Origin of the sequence: Pseudomonas sp. GM50 (assembly GCF_000282375.1) — a bacterium.
Lineage (GTDB): Bacteria > Pseudomonadota > Gammaproteobacteria > Pseudomonadales > Pseudomonadaceae > Aquipseudomonas.
Map to the genome: position 1 here is coordinate 22,991 of NZ_AKJK01000021.1, position 25,842 is coordinate 48,832.

The 25,842-nt window shown below is 59.6% G+C and carries 18 protein-coding genes and 1 tRNA gene; 12 read left to right on the forward strand and 7 right to left on the reverse strand.

Annotation, left to right across the window (positions count from 1 at the left end):
* Positions 1-12: 12 nt before the first annotated feature.
* Both PMI30_RS24760 and PMI30_RS24755 read left to right on the forward strand, forming a co-directional pair.
* Positions 13-1,638 (forward strand): NADP-dependent glyceraldehyde-3-phosphate dehydrogenase, encoded by a 1,626-nt coding sequence (locus PMI30_RS24760; protein ID WP_008006555.1) that lies wholly within the window; start codon positions 13-15, stop codon positions 1,636-1,638.
* A gap of 44 nt (positions 1,639-1,682) precedes the next feature.
* Positions 1,683-2,726, forward strand: coding sequence for an FUSC family protein (locus PMI30_RS24755; RefSeq protein WP_032834906.1), 1,044 nt, complete (start codon positions 1,683-1,685; stop codon positions 2,724-2,726).
* Between the two features lie 8 nt (positions 2,727-2,734).
* Here the strand turns inward: PMI30_RS24755 and PMI30_RS24750 are convergent, their stop codons facing one another.
* Positions 2,735-3,628, reverse strand: a complete 894-nt coding sequence (locus PMI30_RS24750; RefSeq protein ID WP_008006557.1) for a DMT family transporter — start codon at positions 3,626-3,628, stop codon at positions 2,735-2,737.
* Positions 3,629-3,763: 135 nt separating this feature from the next.
* Between PMI30_RS24750 and PMI30_RS24745 the strand changes: the two genes are divergently transcribed.
* Positions 3,764-4,201, forward strand: a complete 438-nt coding sequence (locus tag PMI30_RS24745; protein ID WP_008006559.1) for an Lrp/AsnC family transcriptional regulator — start codon at positions 3,764-3,766, stop codon at positions 4,199-4,201.
* An 87-nt stretch (positions 4,202-4,288) separates the two neighbouring features.
* On the opposite strand, the gene PMI30_RS24740 is transcribed toward PMI30_RS24745, so the two are convergent.
* Entirely contained in the window at positions 4,289-4,960 is a 672-nt protein-coding gene (locus PMI30_RS24740; protein ID WP_008006561.1) for a Bax inhibitor-1/YccA family protein, read from the reverse strand.
* A 124-nt stretch (positions 4,961-5,084) separates the two neighbouring features.
* On the opposite strand from PMI30_RS24740, the gene PMI30_RS24735 reads away from it, so the two are divergent.
* The 5 genes from PMI30_RS24735 to PMI30_RS31655 all read left to right on the forward strand — a co-directional run bounded on the left by PMI30_RS24735 (position 5,085) and on the right by PMI30_RS31655 (position 7,987).
* Positions 5,085-5,172 (forward strand) — tRNA-Ser (locus tag PMI30_RS24735).
* A 384-nt stretch (positions 5,173-5,556) separates the two neighbouring features.
* Positions 5,557-6,219 (forward strand): hypothetical protein, encoded by a 663-nt coding sequence (locus PMI30_RS24730; RefSeq protein ID WP_081501237.1) that lies wholly within the window; start codon positions 5,557-5,559, stop codon positions 6,217-6,219.
* 21 nt (positions 6,220-6,240) lie between these two features.
* The gene (locus PMI30_RS24725; RefSeq protein WP_008006565.1) at positions 6,241-6,738 is read left to right on the forward strand and encodes a PAAR domain-containing protein; all 498 of its coding nucleotides are present in this window, start codon (positions 6,241-6,243) and stop codon (positions 6,736-6,738) included.
* 2 nt (positions 6,739-6,740) lie between these two features.
* Positions 6,741-7,475 (forward strand): hypothetical protein, encoded by a 735-nt coding sequence (locus PMI30_RS24720; RefSeq protein WP_008006568.1) that lies wholly within the window; start codon positions 6,741-6,743, stop codon positions 7,473-7,475.
* Between the two features lie 236 nt (positions 7,476-7,711).
* Positions 7,712-7,987 (forward strand): hypothetical protein, encoded by a 276-nt coding sequence (locus tag PMI30_RS31655; protein ID WP_238541971.1) that lies wholly within the window; start codon positions 7,712-7,714, stop codon positions 7,985-7,987.
* Positions 7,988-8,363: 376 nt separating this feature from the next.
* On the opposite strand, the gene PMI30_RS24710 is transcribed toward PMI30_RS31655, so the two are convergent.
* The 5 genes from PMI30_RS24710 to PMI30_RS24690 all read right to left on the reverse strand — a co-directional run bounded on the left by PMI30_RS24710 (position 8,364) and on the right by PMI30_RS24690 (position 16,889).
* On the reverse strand, positions 8,364-8,735 hold the full coding sequence (locus PMI30_RS24710; protein ID WP_008006572.1) for a hypothetical protein: 372 nt from the start codon (positions 8,733-8,735) through the stop codon (positions 8,364-8,366).
* A gap of 145 nt (positions 8,736-8,880) precedes the next feature.
* Positions 8,881-12,021: a multidrug efflux RND transporter permease subunit gene (locus PMI30_RS24705; protein WP_008006573.1), complete on the reverse strand. Its 3,141-nt coding sequence runs from the start codon at positions 12,019-12,021 to the stop codon at positions 8,881-8,883.
* A 44-nt stretch (positions 12,022-12,065) separates the two neighbouring features.
* Complete coding sequence (locus PMI30_RS24700) at positions 12,066-13,220, reverse strand: efflux RND transporter periplasmic adaptor subunit (protein WP_008006575.1); 1,155 nt, start codon at positions 13,218-13,220, stop codon at positions 12,066-12,068.
* Positions 13,221-13,289: 69 nt separating this feature from the next.
* Complete coding sequence (locus tag PMI30_RS24695; RefSeq protein WP_008006578.1) at positions 13,290-14,711, reverse strand: diaminobutyrate--2-oxoglutarate transaminase; 1,422 nt, start codon at positions 14,709-14,711, stop codon at positions 13,290-13,292.
* Between the two features lie 117 nt (positions 14,712-14,828).
* Entirely contained in the window at positions 14,829-16,889 is a 2,061-nt protein-coding gene (locus PMI30_RS24690; protein ID WP_008006580.1) for a TonB-dependent receptor, read from the reverse strand.
* A gap of 259 nt (positions 16,890-17,148) precedes the next feature.
* Here PMI30_RS24690 and PMI30_RS24685 point away from each other — a divergent pair, with 259 nt between their 5' ends.
* From PMI30_RS24685 to PMI30_RS24670, 4 genes are all read left to right on the forward strand, one after another.
* Positions 17,149-18,126, forward strand: coding sequence for a TauD/TfdA family dioxygenase (locus PMI30_RS24685; RefSeq protein ID WP_008006582.1), 978 nt, complete (start codon positions 17,149-17,151; stop codon positions 18,124-18,126).
* Positions 18,127-18,134: 8 nt separating this feature from the next.
* Entirely contained in the window at positions 18,135-21,563 is a 3,429-nt protein-coding gene (locus tag PMI30_RS24680; RefSeq protein WP_008006584.1) for a condensation domain-containing protein, read from the forward strand.
* A 17-nt stretch (positions 21,564-21,580) separates the two neighbouring features.
* Positions 21,581-22,627: a TauD/TfdA family dioxygenase gene (locus PMI30_RS24675; protein WP_008006586.1), complete on the forward strand. Its 1,047-nt coding sequence runs from the start codon at positions 21,581-21,583 to the stop codon at positions 22,625-22,627.
* A gap of 110 nt (positions 22,628-22,737) precedes the next feature.
* Positions 22,738-25,800 carry a non-ribosomal peptide synthetase gene (locus tag PMI30_RS24670; RefSeq protein ID WP_008006588.1) on the forward strand — a complete coding sequence of 1,021 codons (3,063 nt, stop codon included), beginning with the start codon at positions 22,738-22,740 and terminating at the stop codon, positions 25,798-25,800.
* Positions 25,801-25,842: the final 42 nt, after the last annotated feature.

Here is a 25,842-nt window from a genome sequence, read left to right on the forward strand (position 1 = left end):
CGGGGTAGCGATATGACCACAGCACAGATCCTTGGCAACCTGTTTCCCACCGCCGACAACGTCCCGGAAAAGTACCGACTCAACGGCCAGATCGAACAGCGCGAATACCTGGTCGATGGCGAACTGAAAACCTGGTCCGGGCCCCTCGCTCAAGTCCGTAGCCCGGTGTACCTGAGCGGCGCGAATGGTGATGAACAAGTAATCCTCGGCAGCACGCCGCTGCTCGATGCCGACACCGCACTGACCGCGCTCGACGCTGCCGTCCGCGCCTATGATCGGGGCCAGGGCCTGTGGCCGACCATGCGCGTGGCCGAGCGTATCCAGCACGTCGAAACCTTCCTGACTCGCATGCGCGAACAGCGCGAGGCGGTGGTCAAGTTGTTGATGTGGGAGATCGGCAAGAACCTCAAGGACTCGGAAAAAGAATTCGACCGCACCTGCGACTACATCGTCGACACCATCAACGCCCTCAAGGAACTTGACCGCCGCTCCAGCCGCTTCGAACTGGAACAGGACACCCTCGGCCAGATCCGCCGCGTTCCGTTGGGCGTGGCATTGTGCATGGGACCTTACAACTACCCGCTGAACGAAACCTTCACCACGCTGATTCCGGCGCTGATCATGGGCAACACCGTGGTGTTCAAACCGGCCAAGCTCGGCGTGCTGTTGATTCGCCCGCTGCTCGAAGCCTTTCGCGACAGCTTCCCCGCCGGGGTGATCAACGTCATTTACGGCAGCGGCCGCGAGACCGTCAGCGCGCTGATGGCCAGCGGCAAGATCGACATTTTTGCGTTCATCGGCACCAACAAGGCCGCCAGCGACCTGAAAAAACTCCACCCAAGGCCTCACCGCCTGCGCGCGGCGCTGGGCCTGGATGCGAAGAACCCAGGCATCGTTCTGCCTGAGGTCGATCTGGACAATGCTGTGAACGAAGCCGTCACCGGCTCCCTGTCGTTCAACGGTCAACGCTGCACTGCGCTGAAAATTCTCTTCGTCCACGAAGACGTGGTCGAGGCGTTCATCGAGAAATTCAACGCCAAACTCGCCAGCCTCAAACCCGGCATGCCGTGGGACAGCGGCGTGGCCCTGACGCCTTTGCCGGAGTCGAGCAAAGTCGATTATCTGCATTCGCTGGTGGCAGACGCAGTCAGCAAAGGTGCTGCCGTGGTCAACCCCAATGGCGGTGAATCCCGCGCATCGTTCTTCTACCCGGCCGTGTTGTACCCGGTGACACCGCAGATGCGCGTCTACCAGGAAGAACAGTTCGGCCCGGTCGTACCGATCGTGCCCTACCGTCATCTGGACACCGTGATCGATTACGTCCTGGAATCCGACTTCGGCCAGCAGCTGAGCATTTTCGGCACCAACCCGGTGGCGGTCGGCAGGCTGGTGGACACCTTCGCCAACCAGGTCGGCCGGATCAATCTCAACGCCCAGTGCCAACGCGGTCCGGACACCTATCCGTTCAACGGTCGCAAGAACTCCGCCGAAGGCACGTTGTCGGTACATGATGCGCTGCGAGTGTTTTCGATTCGGACCCTGGTGGCGACCAAGTTCCAGGAGAGCAGCAAAGAGCTTCTCAGCGAGATCATCAGCGGACGAAACTCGAGCTTCCTGACCACCGACTACATCTTCTGAGGACACCGAGCCTGAGCATCATCAGAGGCTTTCGACTGCCACCGCTGTTGCGCCGGATACTGCGTCCGTTGCTGGACCCGTACCGGCGCTACCGCCACGCCAAACTGATCCATGCGGTGCGGGTTTCGTTGGGGTTGCTGGCGACGATCCTGCTGACCACCGGCATCCACCTGCCCCACGGTGAATGGGCGTCGGTGACCATGCTGGTGGTGATCGGTGGCTTGCAACACCACGGCAATATCGGCAAAAAGGCCGCCGAGCGGGCCATCGGCACCTTGATCGGGGCCGGTGTCGGCTTGTTGCTGGTGGCGCAACAGGCCTGGCTCGGGATGCCGTGGCTGACCTATTTCGCGATGTCGGTTGTGTGCGGATTCTTCTCGTACCACGCCATCGGCAAGGGCGGTTACACGGCGCTGCTGTCGGCGATCACCGTGTTTATTGTCGCGGGGCACGGTGACAACCCGGTCACCGATGGCCTGTGGCGCGGGGTGGATATTCTGATCGGCATCGCCTTGGCACTGGCCTTCTCCTTCGCCCTGCCGCTGTATGCGGTGTACTCCTGGCGCTACAACCTGGCCGATGCGTTGCGCGACTGCGCGGCCATCTACGGCCGCATCATCAACGGCGAGTCCGTCACCGCTGACGAACACCTGAAACTCATGAATCGCTTGAATGCAGTCATGGTTCAACTGCGCTCACTGATGCCCTCGGTGTCCAAGGAAGTGCGGGTTTCCATGACCGAACTCGATGCGATTCAGCGCAATCTGCGGATGTGCGTGAGCATCCTGGAAATCCTCGGCAATAGCCGACCGAATGCTGATGACGCCGAGGCAATGGCCCATCTGCAATCGGCATTGAAAGCCGAACACCGACAAATTCGGGTGCAACTGATCGGTATGGCTCGGGCATTGAAATCGGGCGCTTCGCAACGGCTCAGCCGGCCAGCCGAATCGCCATCGGACTCAACACTCGATGCGCCGGTCTACAGTCCGCTGGATGGCTACCGATTACTGACCCGACAATTGACCGCGAACATCGGCGAGATGCGCCAGCGCCTGGCGAAAACCGCACCGCGCTGGAACATCTGAGGCGCTGATTATTGCGCCACCACCCGCCGAGGCTTCAGGCCCCAACCCTGTTGCATCCCGGCGGCGGCCAACAGAATCGCGGCGACACCGATCCATTGCAGCGGCTCCAGACGATGGCCGAAGGCGAACCAGTCAACGAAAATCGCCGCAATCGGGTAGATGAACGACAGCGCGCCGGTCAACGCTGTCGGCAGTTTTTGAATCGCGCCGTAGAGCAACACATACATCAAACCGGTGTGCACGATGCCCAGGGTCACCAGGCTGGCCCAGGCACTGGGCGTTTGCGGTATCGCCGAGAAATGCGCGAAGGGCGCAAGCAACAGCACACCAGTGCAGACCTGGATCAACGCGATCAGATGCGGTGGCGTACCGGTCAGGCGCTTGATGATCAACGCGGCAATCGCGTACAGAAAGGCCGCCCCCAGCGCCAGACCAATCCCCATCAGGTAATCGTTGCCGCCCTCGCCCTGCTCACCATGTGCGCTGACAATCGCCAGCATTCCGAGAAACGAAATGCCCAGCCAAAACAGTTTTTGCAGGGTGATCTTCTCTCCCAGAAACAGCGCGGCCAGCCCCACCAGCATGAACGGCTGGACGTTATAAACCGCCGTGCCAATGGCAATCGAGGCGCGGGAGTAAGACGCGAACAACAGCACCCAGTTGCCGACAATCGCCACACCGCTCAGCACGGCCAGGAGGAAAGTGGTGGACGTCAAAATGCCAGGGCGCAGAAAGCCGAACGCCGCGCAAATCAGCAGTAAAGTGGCGGCACCGAACACGCAGCGCCAGAACACCACGTCCAGCACCGGTTGCCCGGACACCAGCACGAACCAACCAATGGTCCCGGAAATCAGCATGGCGGCGGTCATTTCGAATGAGCCGCGACGTAGTGTTTTGTCCATCATCAACCTCCTGTGTTTGAGCCCAAAGTATGCCAATCCACCGGGGGGCTTCTCCAGCGCAAAAAGCAGGCTAAACTCGGCTTCTGCCTTTTTTATCAAGGCTTATTCAGCCGATTGCCTAACAGGGGATTCGCCATGACCGATGACATCGACCAAGTGCTGATCAGCGCGCTGATGGAAGACTCACGCCGCTCGCTCAAGGCCCTGGCACAGATCAGCGGCCTGTCCTCGCCCAGTGTCGCCGAGCGCCTGCGCCGCCTTGAAGAACGTGGCGTGCTCAAGGGCTACACCGTCGAAATCGACCCCAAATGCTTCGGCTATCAACTCCAGGCCATCGTCCGCATCCGCCCGTTGCCGGGCCAATTGCAGGAAGTGGAGCGACAGATTCAGGCCATCCCCGAATTCACCGAGTGCGACAAAGTCACCGGCGACGACTGCTTCATCGCCCGCCTGCATGTGCGCTCGATGGAACAACTGGACACCCTCCTCGACCGCCTCAACAGCCACGCCGAAACCAACACAGCCATCGTCAAGAAGACCCCGGTCAAACGCCGGCTGCCACCGATGGCGTGAGTGCTGTTTTGTTGAAACCAACGAACTGAGCCAAATCGCAGACAATAAAAAACCCGCCGAAGCGGGTTTTTTACTCAAGGCTGGCGATCAATCATCGCGGCTCATGATGCCGAACAGTTGCAACAAGCTGACGAACAGGTTGTAGATCGATACATACAGGCTGATGGTCGCCATGATGTAGTTGCGCTCGCCGCCGTGAATAATGGCGCTGGTCTGGAACAGAATGCACACCGACGAGAACAGAACGAAACCTGCGCTGATTGCCAGTTGCAGACCGCTGATCTGGAAGAAGAAGCTCGCCAGTGTCGCGCCCAGCAGCACAAAGAAACCGGCTGTGATGAAACCGCCGAGGAAGCTCATGTCCTTGCGGGTGATCAGCACATAAGCCGACAGACCGCCGAACACCAGCGCGGTCATCGCGAAGGCCGAACTGACAACTTCCGCGCCGCCCTGCATACCCAGGTAGCGGTTGAGGATCGGGCCGAGCAGGAAACCCATGAAACCCGTCAGCGCGAACGCAGAAACCAGGCCCCACGCCGAGTCACGGAGTTTGTTGGTGAGAAAGAAAAGGCCGTAGAAACCGATCAGCACCACGAAGATATTCGGGTAGCCGACACGCATCTGCTGCGCGACAAACGCCATCACGCCGCTGAATGCGAGGGTGAGGGCGAGTAAGCCATAAGTGTTGCGCAGGACGCGGCTAACCTCTAGCTGCTCAGCCTGCACGCTGTTATTAACTGCGTAATCCTGTTCGCGCATGGCGACACTCCTGTTGGGTTTGAAACGTTCAGTCGCAAAGATCATAACAGACGCCCTGTAACAAGCCATGCAGAGAGTTTGACAGTGTGTTTCATTCAGGTATTATGGCGCCCGCAACGCAAACGGAGGTGTGGCCGAGTGGTTTAAGGCAACGGTCTTGAAAACCGTCGACTGTAACAGGTCCATGAGTTCGAATCCCATCGCCTCCGCCATATTTGTACCGACAAAGCCCTGATTATTCAGGGCTTTGTCGTTTCTGGGGTTTGGTGAAGCTCTCGCTGCTCGGCGAGTGTTCCATAACTATTCGGGAAGCGTTCCAGAACTAACCCGCTTTCCTCCCTCTCCGGCGTCCTGCCGACCGAACACAATCACACCTCCCCGCACTACCACGGATGAGCTTGCGTCGCGAAGGGGCCGTCCACGCCAGAGGCTCCACGCCGGGCTGTAACGCCAAGGCGGTATGGCCCACGTCATCGGCAGTCATTGACCGACTGGCAGCCTAAATACTGTAAAGATTGTTGAACGCGACTTTTGCCCGGGGCATTCTTCGTGACGCAAATTTACATGGACGTTAACATTTGATGCGCTCTTCACCTATGGACGTGCCTATCCCCTGCGCCTGCACGCTCGATACCTCGCATCATCCCAGCGGCCTGAAAACCTCGTTACGCCTTTATGGACTGGTTCGCATCGTCGGATTCAGCGACACGCCTGCGAGCACCCCGGTTGAAATTCTTTGCGCGGCGTCCGGCGAAGGCAAGGCGATTCGGGCCTTCGTTTCAAGGCTGGACGCTGAGTTGGTTGCCAGGTCAATGCCTGACTCAGGCTATCGTGTCGTACCACTGGCACAATTCGACCCCACTGGATTTATCCAGCAACACCAGGGTTGGCTGACCGTCCACATCACCTGTGGTTTTTCCTCGCAACGCGACACGTTACGACTTGCAGATGGTGACTTGCCGAGCTTGGGCTGGTTTAGCCCAGACAGCCCCCTGGAGTCCAGGGCGCTTTATCCATTGGGGCGAAAAAGTCGCCGAGATATTACTCAGTGCCTACCGCAGCGTTGGTATGCCCAATTACAACGGCTCAACCAGCTTGATGACTATTCCACGCTGGCCATGGACAACTGCGTCGAAATCGCCTGGCAGACGTTGCTGGCCTGCCGTCCCATGCGCGAAAACCACCAAGCACTGTTCAACCCTATGGATGAGTGCTGGCGCTTTTCCGACTCGCCAATCGACCACTGTTACCCCATTTGAAACCTTGAAAAGGAACTTCCCATGAGTGGCAAACCTGCTGCCCGAGTGACAGACCCCACCAATTGCCCGCTTCCGGGGCATGGCACGAATCCGATTGCCAGCGGCTCCCCTAATGTGAACTTCGATGGCCTTGCCGCCGCTCGTATGACCGATAAATCCGCATGCGGGAGCCCGATCACCGGTGCCGTCAGTGCTACGGTGCTCATCAATGGGCTGAATGCCGCTACTCAAGGCAGTACCGGTGGCCACGGCAACGTGGTTATTGGTGGATCCGGCACGGTCATTATTGGCGACACCTTCGTACCAGCCCCCTTCAGCGGCCTGCTGCCGATGCCAGTGCACTTCAGCGACAAACTCAAACTGGTCGACGAAGCCACCGGCGAACCGATGCCCAATCACGGCTACGCTATCCAACGCGCAGACGGCAGCGTGGAACATGGTGTCAGCGATGCGATGGGGTATACCCATGTTGTGAGCTCGCACTTGCCTGAAAGCATCAAACTGTTTTTGGAGGACTGAGGATGGCAGCAGAACAGGTTGTTCTCCCAAGCGGTAAGACAGCGAGCCTGGCGACGACACATACGTTGACGGCGGCAAATGATCCGACGGTCAAGTCGGTGCCTGTCGCAGAGAAGAAGGCGATTGTATTTTTTATTGGCGGGGCTGCAGACCAAGAGAAATACTATTTTCAAGGTGCCTTTCATAACATCGACGATGCAAGAAACATTCTCGACAAAAGAATCAGTGCTATTAAGCCTTTGTCGAAAAAATATACAAGCTGGCCAAAAAGCTATAACGACGCGAAAGGATCCGGGGACATCCAAACTAATTTCATTGCCAACATACCCAATAAATCATGTCCGGTTTACATAGTTGGACACAGCCTTGGTGGGTGGAATGGAGCACACCTATCTAGAATCTTGTCAGAGGCCGGCTACACCGTTAAGTTTTTGGTCACTCTAGACCCCGTAGGACAAGGGTTTTGGGTATGGGTGGGATCGGACATTTACAAGTCTGAGCCCTCACCTATTGCCGAAACCTGGATCAATATTCGGGCAAATTCCAGCCAACCAGACTCCTCCGATGGCGTAGCAAAATTTGGAGAGCACTGGATAATCACCGATGGCCCGACCATGAACAAAACAGTGGACATTCATCACGCCTCGGCAGGCTGGATGTTCATAGAACCCGTTCAAGGAACAAAGTCCGCTTGCGACCTGATATTTGACTCCATCAATGGTATTTTTGGCCAATGATCCGACATCGCAGTTTCATTTACGCATCGATACTCCTATGCACTGCTTGCGCAAAAACAGCCAGTATCCCGCCAGCCGACCTGACGGTGTCGTCTTTTGGGCTTGGATCGAATAATCTTTACACAATCATTTTCACGTCAAACATCGATCTACTGAACGCCTTCAATACCTACGAAAACGCCAATCAGTTAACGCCTATGTTGACCTGTTCTCTAGATCATGACTTGGACTTCTCGGTGGATCACTCCATCAACGTAAAAGCAGAGGGACGAGTGACCTCGAAAAACGAAAGCAAAAACAACTCTACTTTTCTAGCAGATCTTGTTTTTTATCATACCAATGTGGATGGAACCCAACTCGATCAAAATAGCTATGACGTAATCAAGCCGCTAATTGCAGCCCAAACATCAATTCCTTGCAAGGTCCGCATAACAGCATATGGATACAAAGCCTATTACACCAATACCTTACTTATCCCATCTACACTCATGATGGATCAGATGAGTAAATAAGCACTCGCCTCCGCTGCGCAAGCATCGACATCTGACGATGCTCAACGCAACTGCGTCCTGCTGACCGAACAAATCAAACCTCCCTGCAATACCATGACTACGCGTACAGAACACCTTCGACCTCTTCCAGACCACTCAACATGAAGGTGAACGCTGCCTGTGGATGACCCCACCCGACTTCAACGAATCACGCCAACTGACTGGACCGGCAAGAGTCGTTTCTGGAATTTGGTAAAAATCCACCAGCCCACACCTTGCCCCGTAGCTTTCCTTGGTTATACGCGGAACACAAAAGACCTGAAGGTTTAGCCAATCCGCTGCATCGACCGGTTGAATCCACAGCCAAAAGCAGCCACTGATAAGGCACCTCAGCCCTTCAACGACCGGAGTGCTGTTCCAGTATTGCGCAGGCTTCGGTGGTAAAGATGTATCTCTTGTCCGGTTGAAAAAGGATGACACCTTCATCACACAGGCGTTTGAGCACTTCACGCACACAAATGAACGACAACTCGGCGGCGAATGATTCCAGGTAGGCATGCACGTCGCTCGCATTGATGGAGCGTCCATCTCTGGCGGCGACCAGCAAGGCATCGATAACTTTCAAGCGGATCAAGCTGGTGCGCAGTCCGTAGTAACGCAGCAACTCACGAATATGTTTATTAGTGCCGCGATCTGACTCGGATGCTCGTTGAGTTGCCGCTGTCTGGAATTGCCTAACGTGGGGTGCCGATGCTGAGTGGTTGTACATGCGAATACTCCTTTTCAGAAATGTACGGTTTGCAAAGATTCGTCGAGTCCAAGTCTCCAGACTTAGAGGCAAGACTGTTTTGTTTTGGCTATTTTTTCCCGGCATAACGGCGCCCGAAAAATGTAACGTGGGAGCTGAATCCACGTTACCGCGTTCCATCGTCTGCCATGGGCTCGGTGAGGACGACACGGCGACTACGCAACCGATTTGCCACGGACAAGACCCAGACAAAGAACACCGGTACCCACAAGACTCCGAGCACTGTCGCCGCCAGCATACCGCCGATCACGCCTGTGCCGATCGATCGCTGGCTGGCGGCACCTGCACCGGTGGCGATCGCCAGAGGCACCACGCCGAGAATGAAGGCCAGGGACGTCATGACAATCGGCCGAAAACGCAGACGCGCGGCCTGAGCCGCCGCTTGCGCAAGGCTCGCGCCCTGAACGTGAAGTGCCTTGGCAAACTCGACGATGAGAATTGCATTCTTCGCCGCCAGTCCAATGATCGTGATCAGCCCCACCTTGAAATAGACATCATTGGGCAGGCCCATGACCGTCACCGCGGCTACCGAACCGAGCATGCCAACAGGCACGATCAACAACACGGCAAAGGGAATCGTCCAGCTTTCATACAGCGCCACCAGGACCAGCAGCACCACGATCAACGACAACCCCACCAGCAGCGGCACCTGATCGCTGGCTTGTTGCTCCTGAAGTGACAGCCCGGCCCATTCAAGGCTGAAACCGGGCGGTAACTGACGGGCGATTTTCTGCAGTTCTTCCATGGCTTGGCCGGTGCTGTAACCCGGCGCGGCATCACCGGAAAAACGCAGCGACGCCGAGCCGTTGTAGCGCGCGATCTGCAGTGGCCCGACCTGCCACTCGAAACGACTGAAGGCTTCCAGTGGCACCAATCGGTTCTGTCGGTTGAGCACTTGCAGGCGCAGCAGCGCTTCAGGCGTCTGGCGGCTGATGCCGTCCGCCTGAACGATCACCCGCTGCATCCGCCCCTGATTGGCAAACTCATTGATTTGTTCCGAGCCCAGCGCCGAGGACAACGCTGAGCTGATCACATCAAAACTCACACCGAGGGCTTCGGCTTTTTCGCGGTCGATGCTGACATTGATCTGCGGCGCATCCGAGAGGCCATCCTCCATCAGGTAATCGATCACCGGCGACGCCTTGGCCGCCTCCAGCAGTTGGGTTCGGGCCTTCAGCAGCGCTTCGTGCCCCTGCCCTGCCAGATCCTGCAACCGTAACTCGAAACCGTTCGAGGTGCCGAGGCCGTCCACCGGCGGCGGCACCACGCTGAACAACGTGCCGTCAGCAGCGTTCTCAAAAGCCTCATTCGCGCGCCGGGCCACCGCGTCGCTGGCCTGGCCATCGTCGCGAACCGACCAGTCCTTGAGGCTGGTAAACGACAACGCCGCGTTAGCCCCGACCCCGGAAAAACTGAACCCCATGATGGCCAGCACCTGATCCGTGGCGGGTTGCGCCAGGGCATAGTGCTCCCACGCTTGCACCGTCACATCCGTGCGCGAAGCCGAAGCCGCAGGTGGTAGCTGGATATCCGTGATGATGTAGCCCTGATCCTCGGACGGCATGAATGAGGATGGCAATCGGTGATAGGCAAAACCGAGTACCAGCAACAATATAAGGTACAGGCCCATGCTGCGAGTGCTGCGCCGGACCCAGCTCGAACTGAACCGCTCGTAGCGCCGGGCCAAGGCATCGAAGCGTCGATTGAAGCCGTTCGCCCAGCGGTTGGGTCGTCGCTCTTGCGCCGGGTCGAAGGGTTTTAGCAAGGTGGCACACAGGGCCGGCGTCAGGGTCAACGCCAGGAACCCGGAGAACAGAATCGACACTGACAGCGCCATGGAAAACTGCTGGTAGATCACCCCCACCGAACCGCCCATGAACGCCAACGGCAGGAATACCGCCGCCAGCACCAGGGTGATGCCGACAATCGCCCCGCTGATCTGCTGCATCGCTTTGCGGGTCGCGTCTTTGGGCGACAGGCGCTCCTGAGTGATCAAGCGCTCGACGTTCTCTACCACGACAATGGCGTCGTCCACCAGAATGCCAATGGCCAGCACCATGCCGAACAGGGTCATCATGTTGATCGAAAACCCTAGCGGCGCCATCACCGCAAGGGTGCCCAGCAGGCAGACCGGCACCACGATGGCCGGAATCAGCGTGTAACGCAGGTTCTGCAAAAACAGCAGCATCACCAGGAACACCAGCACCATGGCTTCGATCAAGGTGTAGATGACTTGCTTGATCGCTACATCGACAAAGTATGAGGTGTCATAAGGCACGCTCAGCGTCATGTTCGCTGGCAGCGTGCTCGACAGTTGATCCAGCCGGGCCTTGATCGCCGCCGCCGTTTGCAGCGCGTTGGCACCGGGCGCCAATTGCACCGACATGGCCGCCGCAGGCTTGCCGTTCAGGCGAGCGTCGAAGCGGTAGTCCTGACGACCCAGTTCGACTCGGGCCACATCGTGAATCCTGACACTGGAGCCATCGTCATTGGCCCGCAGCACAATGTTGCCGAACGCCTCCACGGATTCGAGCTGCCCCTGCACCATGACGGTGGCGGTAATGTGCTGCTCGGCGGGCCCCGGACGTTCGCCCATGCTGCCGGCGGGCACTTGCACGTTCTGCCCGGCGATGGCTTTACTGACATCGGCCATCGACAGGTTGTAACCCACAAGCCGGGCAGGATCGACCCAGATACGCATGGCCCGTTCGGCGGTGTACATCTGCACCCGCCCTACCCCGGCCACGCGACGAATCTCGTTATTGATGCCCCGCGCGGCGTAATCCGCCAGCCCGATCGAATCCTGCTGCCCATCGGTGTAGGACAAGGCATAGATCATCAGAAAGTTGGCACGTACCTGTTCCACTTTCAGGCCTTGCTCGACCACCGCTTGGGGCAAGCGCCCGACGACCCGTTGCAAGCGGTTCTGGACGTCGACCTGCGCCATGTCGGGATCGATGCCCGGCTTGAAGGTGATGGTGGTTTCGGCGCTGCCATTGGCACTGCTGGACTCGTAATACAACAAATCCTTGAGGCCGTTGAGCTCCTCCTCGATCAGACTGGTGATGTTCTGATTGATGATCTGCGCCGAGGCACCGGGGTAGCTGGCGCTGACACTGATTTGCGGCGGCGCGACGTCCGGGTATTGGCTGACCGGCAAGGTGCCCAGGATCAGCGCGCCCGCCAGCGCAATGAACAACGCGATGACCCAGGCGAAGTTCGGACGATCAATAAAGAAATCGGGCATCGGTAAGATCCTGGCTGACAACCGTGGGTAAACGCGTCACGCCCTCAGTTACGGGCCTGTTGTTCGGCCAAGGTGATGATGTTGACCTTGGTGCCGGCACTGAGTTTGTCGGCGCGCTCGACCACCACTTGCTCGCCGGCCGCCAGTCCCTGGGTGATCTGCCAGTCGGAACCGAGCATCGCGCCGGTGATGACTACCCGTTCGCGCACCACACCCTGGACATCCACCAGCATCAACCGGGCCTGACCGTCTGCACCGCGTTGCACCGCTTGCTGCGGCACGAACAACGCTTGCGGATCGATCCCCGCCGGCGCCACGACCCGCACGTACATGCCTGGCAGCAGTACGTTGTCCGGGTTAGGAAACTCGCCGCGCAAGGTGACTTGCCCAGTGCTTCGATCCACGGAGATATCGGAGAACATCAACTTGCCTTGTCGGGTTTGCGCCGCACTACCGACCTTCACCGTGACCTCGGCTGCCCCCGTACCGGTCAGGGTCAAGCGACCACTGGCCACGGCTTGCTGCAAGGCTACGACTTGATCGACGGACTGGGTGAAGTCAGCATAAATCGGGTCCAGTTGTTGAATCCGCGCCATTTGCGTGGCTTCGTCCTGGCCTACCAGTGCGCCCTCGCTGACCAGGGCGCGACCGATTCGCCCACTGATCGGTGCTCGCACCTGACAGTAATCGAGGTTGAGTCGGGCAGTCGCCACATCGGCTTGAGCAGCCAGGCGGTTGGCCTTGGCACTCTTGAGATCAGAGACCGCGTCGTCGAATACCTGCGGGCTGACGGCGTTGATTTCCACCAGTTGTTGGTAGCGCTGCACGTGAGCGTTGGCGCGATAGACATCCGCCTCGGTTTTGGCCAAGGCGCCTTCGACCCGCATCAAGGCGGCCTTGAGCGGCGCCGGGTCGATGCTGAAAAGGAGTTGGCCAGCCTTGACGTCGCTGCCCTCTTCAAAATGGCGGGTCAACACAACACCGGCAATTCGTGCGCGCACCTCGGCAATGCGCACCGGTTCGATTCGGCCAGGCAGGTCTGAGGTCATGGCAAACGGTCGGGGTTGCACGGTGAGCGTCTTGACCTGCGGCGGCGACGTACTGTGTTCAGCGGGCTGATCCTGTGCTCCACAGCCGTTCAATGCCAATACGGTTGCCAGCACCCACGCCGGTTTCATCGTCGCTACAGCCTTGCGCATTATCAGTCCCTGTTCAAAAAAAACGGGCTTGCCGTTCCATGTCGGTAAGCCCTGTGCATCGGCGGATCATTAACGCGTGGAGCGCTCATTGATCGAGCTCGCTGCCTGGAACAGGATTTGTGCGACGAAATCGATTTCCTGTTCGGTGATGATCAGCGGCGGCAAGAAGCGTACGGTCGCACCGTGGCGGCCGCCGAGCTCTACGATCAAACCGTGCTTCAGGCAAGCCTGCTGGAAAGCCTTGGCCCGGACCGCGTCTACCGGCGGGTGACCCTGGACGTCGAGGGCGCCTTGCGGGTCGACGATTTCCATGCCGAGCATCAAACCACGACCGCGAACATCGCCAACCCAGGCGAATTCGCTTTGCAGCATCTGTAATTGCTTACGCAGATGCGCGCCAGCGGTTTCGGCGTGTGCCACCAAGCCTTGATCGCGAATGAAACGCAAGGTCGCGGTGCCCGCGGCCATTGCCAGTTGATTGCCACGGAACGTGCCGGCGTGGGCTCCCGGCTGCCAGACATCCAGCGAATCGTTGTAGACCATCACCGACAGCGGCAGACCGCCACCGATGGCTTTGGACAGGGTAATGACGTCAGGCGTGATACCCGACTGCTCGAAGCCGAACATCCGGCCGCTGCGGGCGATGCCGCACTGGATCTCGTCGACGATCAACGGAATGCCGTGGGCCGTGGTCAAACGGCGCAGCTCCTGTAGCCAGCGGTCCGGCGCGGCAATTACCCCGCCCTCGCCCTGGATCGGCTCCAGAATCATTGCCGCCGGTGCGGTGACACCGCTTTCCGGGTCGTTGAGCAAATGTTCGAGGTAACGCACGTTCAGCGTCACCCCCTGATCACCGGCCACACCGAACGGGCAACGGTAATCGTGGGGGAATGGCAGGCGTTGTACACCTGGCATCAACGCACCAAGGGCATTCTTCGGCGACAGATTACCGCTGATCGCCAGCGTCCCCAGCGTCATGCCGTGGTATGCCCCTTCAAACGCCAGCACCGAGTGCCGTCCGGTGGCGGTGCGAGTCAGTTTGAGCGCCGCTTCAACCGCATCAGCCCCGCTTGGGCCGCAAAACTGGATGCGTGCATTACGGGCGAATTCTGTGGGTAAACAGCCAAATATTTCTTGTACAAAGGCGTCCTTCACCGGCGTCATGAGGTCCAGCGTGTGCATCGGCACACCCATAGCCATGACCTGAGTGATCGCTTCGATAATCACCGGGTGGTTGTGACCCAGCGCCAGCGTACCGGCACCGGCCAGGCAATCGACAAACACCTGCCCACGACTGTCCTGCACGTAAATGCCATAAGCTCGTTCGAGTACCAGCGGAATACGCCGCGGGTAACTGCGGGCATTGGATTCCTGCTGTTGCTGGCGTTCCAGCATTGGCGTCGGATCCAGGCAGTAAGGGCTCGACAGACCGGTGTGCAACAGGCGTAGCTGTTGCGCGCCACCCGACGTGACATTCGAAAAAGCACTCATGATTTCCTCCATGGAGGCTGTGTTTGGAAGGGAACAGGGCTGCCTGAAAACGAACGCATCAGGCAACGACAGCCGTGAAACCGGACGCGAGGAACCTGCTTCCCCGCGCCCTTGGGTTTACATGTCGTAACGCAGAACCAGACCCACCGTGCGCGGCGCGCCGACGTCGATGATGTCGCCGCCGCGGTTGTTGGTGATGTATTCCTTGTCGAAGGCATTTTTCACGTAACCGGATACGGCGACGTTCTTGGTGAGCTTGTACTCGGCGTTGAAGTTGGCCAGCCAGTAAGCGTCGCTCTTGCGCTCATCAGTGACTTGACCCGCGTCATCGAACTCGTACTCCGACGGCGAGGTGCTCTGGTAAATGACGTCGGTGTTCAGGGTCAACCGGTCATTCCAGCGATAGGTACCGCCCAGCGACATCTTGTACTTGGGCGAATAGAGGAAGGCCTCGCCACTCATGTCCCTGCCATCGCCTGTGACGAAGTCCTTGTACTTGCCATCGGTAACGGAGGCACCGGCCATCAGGGTCAGCTGTTCGGTGAAGTCCTTCTCGACGGAGACTTCCAGGCCCTTGATGTCACTGCGACCGGCGTTGAACACGTGAACGAATTCGGTGTTCGTGTCCAGCACACTGACCTGCTGGTCTTTCCAGTCGGTGTAGTACAGGTTGGCGCGGGTACGCAGGGTCTGGTCGAAGAACGAGCCGCGGTAGGACAGCTCGTAGTTGGTGGTGTATTCCGGATCGTAAGCTTGGTGACCGGTACCGGTACGAACATTGACGCCACCGCCGCGATAGCCTTTCTGCACCATAAAGCCTACGTACTGATTGGCAGCCAGTTCATAGTCGATACCCAGCTTCGGCAATACAGCATCGAACGACTTGCTGGTTTTTCCCGAGGTGGAGAAGTCGTCCTGTTCGATATCGGTGTCGTTCGTCTCGTGGTCGTAGCGCAGCCCGGTGATCAGTGTCCAGCGCGGGGCGAACGTCCAGTTGATTTCACCGAACACCGCCTTGTTTTCTATCTTCGTATCGCCCTTGAGGGTGCCGACAAGTTCGTTGTCAAACAACAACCGGTCGTGGAAGTTGTTGGTGTTGTGGCCGTAGTAGACACCCATGAAGCTCTTCACCGTGTCACCGGTGTAGTTCAGGCGCAGCTCCTGACTGAACAGGTCACCATCCTGCTTGCGCAGAACGAACTGGTTGGCATCGGCTGTCTGGTCGAAGTCCAGGCGGGAGTCATAGTCCGAACGGGTATTGGCGGTGAGGCTGGTAATGGACCAGTTGTCGTCCAGGCGGTAATCCACCTTGGCGCTGACGGTGTCCTGTTCGAGTTTGTCGAAAGCCTTGGTGTCGGACGACACGTCGTAATAGCGGACCTTGCCGTTTTCGCGCATGACCGAGTTGTCGCCCTTGCGGCTTTCACCATGGGCGTAAGTCAGCAGCACATCCAGATCGTCGTTCGGCAGGATCAGCAGCTTGCCACGGGCATTGTAGGTGCGGGTCGGGTTGGCATCATTATCGAGTGCGATGTTGTCGATGTAACCGTCACCGTCCTGGTAATCCACGGCGATACGACCGGCGATCTTGTCATCGACGATCGCGCCACCACCGGCAAGCGCCCCTCCGCTCTCACCGTAGTTGCCCATGTTGCCCTGCAATGAAAGGCTCGGTTCGAAAGTCGGGTTCTTGGTCTGGATGACGACCGCACCGGCCAGCGAGTTGCGACCCTGGGTAGTGGACTGCGGACCGAGGAACACTTCGACCTGCTCGACGTCCCACAGCGGCATAGGGCTGAGGGTCAGTGCGCGGTTCGGTTGCACGGCGCCGTCGACAAACACCGAAACCGCACCGTTGAGCGTGGCCGGGCCCTGGTCTTCGAAACCGGATACCGGCACGCCTCGAATACCCCAGTTTTCGTTGCCGGACTGGTTGTAGACACCCGGCGTACGGGCGAACACATCAACCAGGTCGTGGTCCTCTTTCTCGCGCAGTTGCTTGCCGGTCACCACAACGACACTCGACTGGGTTTTCTCCAGGGAGCGGTTGATTTTTTCACCCGTCACCGTGATCGGAGCGATCTCCATTGTGTTCGACTGCTCAGCCGCCCATGCGCTGTTAGCCAGGCACACCGCCGACCCCACAGCCAACGCAATTGTGTTCTTTTTGAAATTCACGCCCCGCTCCCATGCGACAGATATTTGTTGTTTTTCCGGCCGGTCAAATGCTCATTCGGGCCAGCGGAGCGGAGTCTAATTCAAAAAAAAAATTAAAGGAATAAGATTGATAATCCATCTCATTAACAACTAATATGCCGCCGTGTATCAGAGCGAATACATTCCAGTCGAACTCTGCACCGGCGACCTCTGCCCTGTTTTCAAGGTCTGCCCAAGCCGCCCCGACTGGTCGAACAAAGATAAAAAAGGATGTGCAAGGATGACCTCAATCGAACACCTGAGCGGGCGTTCCGAGTCTTTCTCCATTGCTCCAGCGGATGGCAACGAGCAGTCGTTACCCGTGTTGGTGCAGGCGACGCCGGGACAGTCGATTCATGATCTCGACGCGTCGGTTCGCGACACGTTGCCCCAGGCACTGACCACTATTGGCGGCGTGCTGTTTCGAGGGTTCACTGTCGCCACACCTATCGACTTCAAGCGCTTCGCCGCCAGTTTCGGCGCACCGCTGGCCAGTTACGAATTCGGCTCCACGCCACGCAGCAAAGTCTTCGCCGGGGTCTATAGCTCTACCGAATACCCGGCCCATCAATTCATTCCCTTGCACAACGAGCAGGCCTACACCCGGCCATGGCCTTCGCGCATCTGGTTCCACTGCATCAAGGCCAGTGAAACCGGTGGCGAAACGCCGATTGCCGACAGTCGCCTGATCTACCAGCGCATGCCCGCCGAGATCCGCGAACTGTTCGCCAGTCGCGAGTTGCTCTATGTACGTAACTACAGCGGCGCGCTGGATCTGCCGTGGCAGAAAGTGTTCAACACCGAGGACCGCGCCCAGGTTGAACGCTACTGCCGGGACAACGACATCGAGTGGGAATGGAAAGCCGACGGCGACCTGCGCACCCGCCAGCGTTGTGCGGCCGTTTTGCAGCATCCCGATACCGGCGAGTGGGTCTGGTTCAATCAGGCGCACCTGTTTCACGTATCGGCCATCGAGCCGGGCGTGCGCGCCAGCCTGCTCGCCGCGGTGGGTGAAGAAAACCTGCCCCGCCATGTTTACTTCGGCGACGGTTCGGCGATTCCCGATGAGGTGCTCGACACCGTGCGCGAGGTCTATCGCCAGACCGCCATCAGCTTTCCCTGGCAACCCGGCGACATCCTGATGCTCGACAATCGACTGGTCGCACACGGCCGCAATCCTTACACCGGTGACCGCAAAGTCATCGTTGCCATGGCGTGAATACCACCATGTTCTCATTCAATCACTGGATCGAAGTGCTGGAGGCCAACGCCCTGCACTTCCCGCAGCGTGCTGCCCTGCACTTTTTGCCGGACGGCGTCGAGATCGGCGAAACCCTGACCTTTGCCCAATTGCACGAACAGAGCCAGTCGCTGGCGGCGGCACTGCAAGCGCGCTATGCGCCGGGTAATCGGGTGTTGTTGATGTTGCCCAGCAGCCTCGACTACGCCCGTGCATTTTGTGCCTGTTTATATGCCGGAATGATCGCGGTGCCGTTGTTCCCGCCTCCGTCGCGCAAACCGCGCCACCTGGATCGCGTGCGCAACGTGGTGGTGGATGCGCAGCCGGCGTTGATTCTGGCACCAGCGGATCATTGCCCGGGTTTGATGGAGCTGGTGGAAGGCAAGGTCGACGTGTCGACCGTCCAGGACCTCGGCCTGCCACCGGCCAGTGAATGGAAACGCCCGGATGTCGACGGGGCAACCGTGGCTTTTCTGCAATACACCTCGGGCTCCACCGGCACGCCCAAAGGCGTTGAAGTGCGTCAACGCAACCTGATCGCCAACGTCGAACTGATGCGCCAGGCATACGGTTTCGATGAGCATGGCGGCATGGTCAATTGGTTGCCGCTGTACCACGACATGGGTTTGATCGGTGGCATGCTGGCCCCGCTATACAGCGGCATGCCTTGCTACCTGATGGCGTCGCAGACTTTCGTCAATGCGCCCTCGACCTGGCTTCAGGCGCTGAGCCGCTACCGCGCCACCGCCAGTTTTGCCCCCAATTTCGCCTATGCCCTGTGCAATCGGGTAGTCAGCGATAACCTGATTGCCCAGCTCGATTTGAGCGCCTGGCAACACGCAATCAACGGCGCCGAGCCGATCCACCCCGGCACCCTCGAAGCCTTTGCCCAGCGCTTTGCCGCTTGCGGCCTCAACCCATTGGCGATCAGTCCCGGTTATGGCCAGGCCGAGGCCACGCTGTGCGTCAGCGCCACGCCAGCCGACGCGCTGCCGGTGGTGCTTCGCCTGGATAAAGCAGTGCTGGAAACCGGTCGTGTCGCTCTGGCGGCCACCGATGCCGCCGCCGTGGAATTCGTCGCCTGCGGTTACCCGCAGGCCTTGCACAGCATTGCCATTGCCGATCCTCAGAGTCACGAACGCTGCGCCGACGACCGCATCGGCGAAGTCTGGCTGAGGGGCCCGAGCAACGCCGAAGCCTATTGGAAAAACCCTGAAGCCAGCCGCGAAGCCTTTGAGGCGCAGATTGTCGGCGAGCCTGGCCATTACCTGCGTTCCGGCGACCTGGGCTTCATGCACGAAGGTCAGGTGGTGATCTGCGGGCGTCTCAAGGACTTGCTGATTCTCAACGGGCGCAACCTGTACCCCCACGACATCGAATTCGCCATTACCGATTCCGAGCCGGGCATTCGTACCGGGCGTATCGCCGCGTTTTCGGAAATGGACCCGCTGCTGGGCCGCGAGAAACTGGTGATCGTCGCCGAGCCACAACGCAAGTTCGTCGACCCGGCGCATCACCCGGCGCTGTTTGCGTCGATGCAAAACGCCGTACGCGATGCCGCCGACTGCGGCATTGATCAGATTGTACTGGTGGAAGCCGGCACCATCCCGATGACCACCAGCGGCAAGATCGCCCGTCAAGGCGCGCGCAAACAACTGGCCGCCGGTACCTTGAGCATCATCGCCCAGAGCGGTGGGCAGGTCGCCTCAAGCAACAACACCATCGACCTCATTCAGCTAAAGCATCAGCTCGACAATGCTCCGCATCTGGCGCAAACCGCGTGCCGCCAGTGGCTGGAGCAAACGCTATACGAGGTCAATCCGCACCTCACGGCAGACTTCAAACTCAGCCTGATCGGCCTGGGCCTCGACTCCATCAGCGTGGCCGACTTCGCCGCCCGCCTGCACAAGGATCTGGGCTGGAACCTCGACACCCAAAGCCTGTTCGGCGAACAAACCCTGGCCGAATGGGCGCTGGCCTTGCAGGTATACCTGAGCGAGTCAGCCCCGGCGCCCAGCGTCTCGAGCACCCGTGCAAACGTCAGCCAAAGTCGCCAATCCTTCGCCCAAAGCCGCCTGTGGTTCTTGCGCCAGCTGAACCCGGACGACACCCGGCACAACCTGGTGTTGCGCCTGAGTCTGCAAGGTCCGCTCAACGTCGAAACCCTGGCGCTACGGCTGAACACACTGGTTAACCGTCACAGCATATTGCGTACGGTATATCGCGACGGAGTCAATGGCCCACAGCAACAGGTGATACCCGCCAGCGTCGTGCCACTGACCTGGCACGACCTGCGTGATCAAAGCGAGCCGCAGCAACAGCAAGCACTCCACGATTGTCTGGCCAATGAACACGCCACGCCGGTCGAACTGGAAACCGGCCCGCTGCTGCGCGCGCAACTGCTCAGCCGCGACGACGAGCGACACGACCTGCTGCTGACCCTGCATCACATCGCTTTCGACGGCCGCTCGGCGCAAGTGTTGCTGGCGGAACTGGCCGGTGTCACCGACACCGACCAACCCGTGCAGTACCTGGATTTCGCCCACTGGGAAGCCGAACACTGGAGCGCACAACGTATTGCCGCCGAACAGGACTTCTGGCGTGAGCATCTGGCGCATGTAGCGCAAACCCTCGACCTGGGTGGCAGCGGCCAGACTCAAGGCGAGCACAGCCTGAACTTCAGCGTGCCTCAGGCCACCTGCGAACACCTCGCAGCCATGGCCCGCGAGCAAGGCATGACGCTGTTCATGCTGTTGCTGTCCAGCTATCAACTGGTGCTCAAGCAATTGGGTGGCCAGGAGCAATTTCTGCTGGGCACCGATGTCAGCGGCCGTCCGTTGGCGGAACACAACGACGTCATCGGTTTCTTCGTCAACCAATTGACCCTGCGCTGCGACCTGCGCGGTGAGCCGACCCTGGCCGGCCTTCTTGAGCGGGTCCGCGATGAAGCACGACTGGCCTATGCCCATCAGGGCCTGCCTTTCGATCTGGTGGTGTCGGCACTGGCACCGGAGCGCCGCCCCGGTCACTCGCCGCTGTTCCAGGTCAAGCTCAACTATCAACCGTCGCGTGTAACACCGACCGATATCGCCGGTGCGCACATGACCGCGCTGGACGTGGCGCAGGCACCGGGCGATTTCCACCTGGTGCTCGATCTGGTGCATGGCACCGAAGGCATCGACGCAACCCTCAAATACCGCGGCGACTGCTTCGATCCGGATCGTGCCCTGCGCCTGCAACACCTGTGGACACGGCTGTTGGGCGAAATCCAAAACCTGCTGGACGAACCGCTGCCGGCACTGACCGAACGCCTCGACGCATGGGACCAAACGTTCCAGCGCGAACGCCAACAGTCCCAGGCCCTGGCCGGGCGCAGCCAGCTGATGCAAACCAAACGTCGCTCCTTGACCCTTTAACCGAGTTGGATGCCTTTATGTCTATCGTGCCCCCATCGTCTCGCGCCCTCGGCGCTGTGCGCCGCAAAGCCATGAACGTCTCGGAACAGCAACTGGTCAGCGAGCGTTTACTCAGCCCTGACCACGCCTTGCCGCTGGTGATCGAACCGGCGGTAAGCGGCGTCGATCTGGTTGCCTGGGCAACCCGGGAACGTGAAAGCCTGGAGAAGAAACTGCTGCAATACGGCGCCCTGCTGTTTCGCGGTTTCTCCGTATTGTCCGTGGAGCAATTCGATCAGGTGATCGCCGCCCTCTCCCCCGGCGCGCTGGAATACATGTTCCGCGCCTCGCCGCGTACCCGGGTTGGCGGCAACATCTACACCTCGACCGATTACCCGGCCGACCAGATGATTTTCCCGCACAACGAACACTCCTATTCGCCACGCTTTCCGCTGCGTTTGTTCTTCTATTGCCATATCCCTTCCGAAACCGGCGGCGAAACGCCGATCGGCTCGACGCGTGCCGTGAAGGCGAGCATCAGCCCCGAGATCGAAGCACGTTTCCGTGAAAAAGGCGTGCTGTACGTGCGCAACTATGGCGACGGTTTTGGCCTGCCGTGGCAGACCGTGTTCCAGTCCGAAGACCGCAGTGAAGTGGAAACCTACTGCGCCAGCGTTGGCATCGAAGTGGAATGGAAAGAAAACAACCGCTTGCGCACCCGCCAGCGCGGGCCGGCGGTGGTACGTCACCCGCGTACCGGTGAAGAAGTCTGGTTCAACCACGCGACCTTCTTCCACATCAGCACCCTGCCCCCGGCGATCCGCGATTCGCTGCAAAGCAACTTCAACGACCTCGACCTGCCCACCAACACCTTTTATGGCGACGGCGAACCGATCGAACCGCAAGTACTGGAGTCCCTGCGAGCAGCCTACCTCGACTCGCTGGTGCGGTTCAGTTGGCAGCAGGGCGACGTGTTGTTCATCGACAACATGCTCGCGGTACACGGTCGTGAACCCTTCACCGGCAAGCGCGCAATCATGACTGGCATGGCCGAAGCCCTGCTGCAGAGTGACGTCGCCGTCTGACTTTCAGCGGGCGCACCCATTGCTCGCCAGGCTTGCCTGACATCTGTCCGGCGAGCCTCGGCGCCGCGGTCGCGGCCCGGTTTCAAGCCCCATTTTTAGTCGAGTTGAACATGAGCGGACTTCAAGGTTTTCGTATTTCGCCGCAACAAGCATCGGTGTACCCGCACATCAACGACGCGGTCGAACATCCGTTCAGTTGCCATTTACAGTGGTCGTTATCCCGGCCGGTGGATGTCGACGCGCTGAACAGCCGTCTACTGGCATTGATGGCCGACAGTGAAATCCTGCGCACGCGCCTGATGCCGGTGCCGGGCCTGCGCCACCCGGTGCAAGTGATTCACGACAACTGCGCACTGGCCGTGACCGTTCAGGACTTGCGTCAGCACAGCTGCGCCGAACAGGAAATCGAGCTGACCCGCCTTGCCACGCAGGCCCGCGACTGGACCAATCCGCTCGCCGTGACACTGGTGCAACTGTCGAACGAACAATCGGTGCTAGACCTGGCCGCCGCCAGCAGCCACTTCGACCTCGCCAGCCTGAAACTGCTGGCGGGCGTATTGCTGCAAGACACCCACCCCGACCTGTCCGAAGCGCTGCAATACGCCGATTACGCCGAGTGGCGCTGGAGCCTGACGGAAGACGAGCCGGACCATCCGGGCGTGAACTTCTGGAAACCATTGAGCGAAACCGAACAGCCGACCTTGCAGCTGTCGCTTGAATCCACCATCGGTAGTGGATTTTCGCCGGCACATATAGCGATCGCAGTGCCCAGCGATCTCGCCCGTCATCCGTCCCTGACCTCGAACCTGATGCTGACAGCCTGGGCCGCAGTACTCGGACGACTCGCCGGCCAGCAGCAGGTCCCGATCACATTGATCCACGAAAGCCGTGGCCCGGAACTGGAAAACGCTTTGGGTTTGTTCGAGCAGTGCCTGCCGGTGCGCATCGATCTGGATGCTCAGACGACCCTGCTGGAACAAAGTCAGCGTGTCGGCGCGATGATCGTACGCACGGCTGGCTGGCAGGACTACTACACCCAGGATCTGACGGGTGGTTATGCCTTTGCCTGGCGCTCGGGTGATATCCAAGAGCGTCATGCCAGCGCAGTAATGAGCCCGGCAAAGGCTTGCCTGGACGTCCGTCAATTGCCCGATAGCCTGCGCGTTCAAGTGGTTTACGACCGCCACACGTTAAGCAACGAAGCGGCAGCCTGTCTCGCCGAACAATGGCTGCAACTGCTGTTGGGCGCGCTGGCCGAACCGCAACAAGCCTGGGCTCATCTGCCACTGAACGGACCGCTTCAGGTACAGATTATCGGTGCCCAACCGAGCGTGCCGTCGATTGAACCGGTGACCCTGGTCGAGCTGATTGCCCGTCAGGTTCAGCAGCAGCCGAACGCTATCGCCCTCAGCGACAAGGACGGCGACCTGAGCTACGCCCAGCTCGATGCCTGCGCGACTTGCCTGGCCCATCAACTGGTGGCGGCCGGAATCGGTCCGGGCGTGCCCGTCGGCATTCTGTTCGCCCGTAGCAACGCCGCCATCGTCGCCATGCTTGCGGTATTGAAGGCCGGTGGCGCTTATGTGCCGGTGGATCCGACCTACCCGGCGGATCGTCGCGCCTACATGCTCGCCGACAGTGCCATTGCACACATCGTGGTCAGCGCCGAGCTGGCCGACAGCGTGCCCGCCAGCCTGCAACGCTTCGTGCTGGATAACCTGACGATCTCCAACACCAACGACCTGTCGCCTCTGCCGATGCCCGGTGCAGACGACTTGGCGTATCTGATTTACACCTCCGGTTCCACCGGCGCACCGAAAGCCGTGGAAGTCAGCCACGGTGCACTGAGTTTCTCGACCCAAGTGCGCATGGCCGCTTATGAAGTGCCTGTACGCGCTTATTTGCTGTTGTCTTCATTTGCTTTTGACAGCTCGGTCGCCGGGATTTTCTGGACCCTGGCCCAGGGCGGGCGCCTGGTATTGCCGGCGACAGGCGAAGAGCTGGAGATGGCCCGTCTGGCGCAGTTGATTGCCCAGCATCGGGTCAGCCACGGTCTGTCGCTGCCGTCGCTCTATCAAGCACTGCTCGACCAACTGCAGCGCGCCGGGGCGGCCGACAGCCTTGAGTGCTGGATTGTCGCCGGTGAAGCCTGCCCGCCATCGTTGATTGCCCAGCACAGCAAGACCTTGCCCCACGTGCGACTGGTGAATGAATACGGCCCCACCGAAGCCACGGTCTGGGCCACTTATGAAGTGCTGGACCCGAGCCGGACATTGACCATTGGCCGGCCGATTGCCGGGATGGACCTGCGCGTACTGAACGAACACGGCGTCACCAGCGGCATCGGCGAACCGGGCGAAATCGTCCTCGCCGGCCCAACGCTGGCGCGGGGTTATCGCAACAAACCCGAAGAAACCGCCAAGGCTTTCGTCACCCTGGTCGATGGCACCCGCGCCTACCGCACCGGCGACCTGGCCTGCTGGCTGGCGGACGGACGCCTGGCGTTCCTGGGCCGCAAGGACCATCAGGTCAAGTTACGCGGCTACCGCATCGAACTCGGGGAAATCGAGCGTCAACTGTGCAGCCATAGCGATGTGCGCGAAGCCGCAGTGATCGTGCAGGAGCACGCCGCCGGCAAGCGTCTGCTGGCCTACATTCTGGCGGCGCATGGCTACGCGCCGGACTCGGAAGCGATCAAGCGCTTTCTCGGTGAACGCCTGCCGTCGTACATGGTGCCGGCCCGGGTGCTGACCCTGTCGACCTTCCCGCGCACGCCCAACGGCAAGCTCGACACTCGCCAATTGCCCGACCCGGACCAGTTCGACGAAGGCGCCCACGTAGAACCGCGCAATGCGCTGGAAACCACCCTGCAAGCGATCGTCGCCAAGGTCTTGAAGCTGTCGACCGTGAGCGTCACCGAGAACTTCTTTGCCATCGGCGGCGACTCGATCCTGAGCCTGCAAGTGGTGGCCCAGGCCCACGAACAAGGCATCGCGCTCTCCGCCAAACATGTGTTCGAGCGCCAGACCATCGCAGCCATGGCTGAAGTTGCCCAGCCGCTGGCCGCCATTGCCGTTGAGCCGCAAGCCGACAGCACCGAGTTCAGCGCCTCGGGTATGTCCGATGACGAAATGCAAGCGCTGATGGCTGAACTGAACGAAGCCGACCTGTGACCGGTTTCCCTCGCCGCCGCGCCATCGCCGTTGCCCCTTTTT

Excerpts from the sequence above, each read along its gene's own strand:
- PMI30_RS24725 (WP_008006565.1), top strand. The coding sequence starts at position 6,241 with ATGAGTGGCAAACCTGCTGCCCGAGTGACAGACCCCACCAATTGCCCG.
- PMI30_RS24740 (WP_008006561.1), bottom strand. The coding sequence starts at position 4,960 with ATGCGCGAACAGGATTACGCAGTTAATAACAGCGTGCAGGCTGAGCAG.
- PMI30_RS24700 (WP_008006575.1), bottom strand. The coding sequence starts at position 13,220 with ATGCGCAAGGCTGTAGCGACGATGAAACCGGCGTGGGTGCTGGCAACC.
- PMI30_RS24760 (WP_008006555.1), top strand. The coding sequence starts at position 13 with ATGACCACAGCACAGATCCTTGGCAACCTGTTTCCCACCGCCGACAAC.
- PMI30_RS24675 (WP_008006586.1), top strand. The coding sequence starts at position 21,581 with ATGTCTATCGTGCCCCCATCGTCTCGCGCCCTCGGCGCTGTGCGCCGC.
- PMI30_RS24730 (WP_081501237.1), top strand. The coding sequence starts at position 5,557 with ATGGACGTGCCTATCCCCTGCGCCTGCACGCTCGATACCTCGCATCAT.
- PMI30_RS24720 (WP_008006568.1), top strand. The coding sequence starts at position 6,741 with ATGGCAGCAGAACAGGTTGTTCTCCCAAGCGGTAAGACAGCGAGCCTG.
- PMI30_RS24695 (WP_008006578.1), bottom strand. The coding sequence starts at position 14,711 with ATGAGTGCTTTTTCGAATGTCACGTCGGGTGGCGCGCAACAGCTACGC.
- PMI30_RS24680 (WP_008006584.1), top strand. The coding sequence starts at position 18,135 with ATGTTCTCATTCAATCACTGGATCGAAGTGCTGGAGGCCAACGCCCTG.
- PMI30_RS24670 (WP_008006588.1), top strand. The coding sequence starts at position 22,738 with ATGAGCGGACTTCAAGGTTTTCGTATTTCGCCGCAACAAGCATCGGTG.
- PMI30_RS24750 (WP_008006557.1), bottom strand. The coding sequence starts at position 3,628 with ATGGACAAAACACTACGTCGCGGCTCATTCGAAATGACCGCCGCCATG.
- PMI30_RS24710 (WP_008006572.1), bottom strand. The coding sequence starts at position 8,735 with ATGTACAACCACTCAGCATCGGCACCCCACGTTAGGCAATTCCAGACA.
- PMI30_RS24745 (WP_008006559.1), top strand. The coding sequence starts at position 3,764 with ATGACCGATGACATCGACCAAGTGCTGATCAGCGCGCTGATGGAAGAC.
- PMI30_RS24685 (WP_008006582.1), top strand. The coding sequence starts at position 17,149 with ATGACCTCAATCGAACACCTGAGCGGGCGTTCCGAGTCTTTCTCCATT.
- PMI30_RS24705 (WP_008006573.1), bottom strand. The coding sequence starts at position 12,021 with ATGCCCGATTTCTTTATTGATCGTCCGAACTTCGCCTGGGTCATCGCG.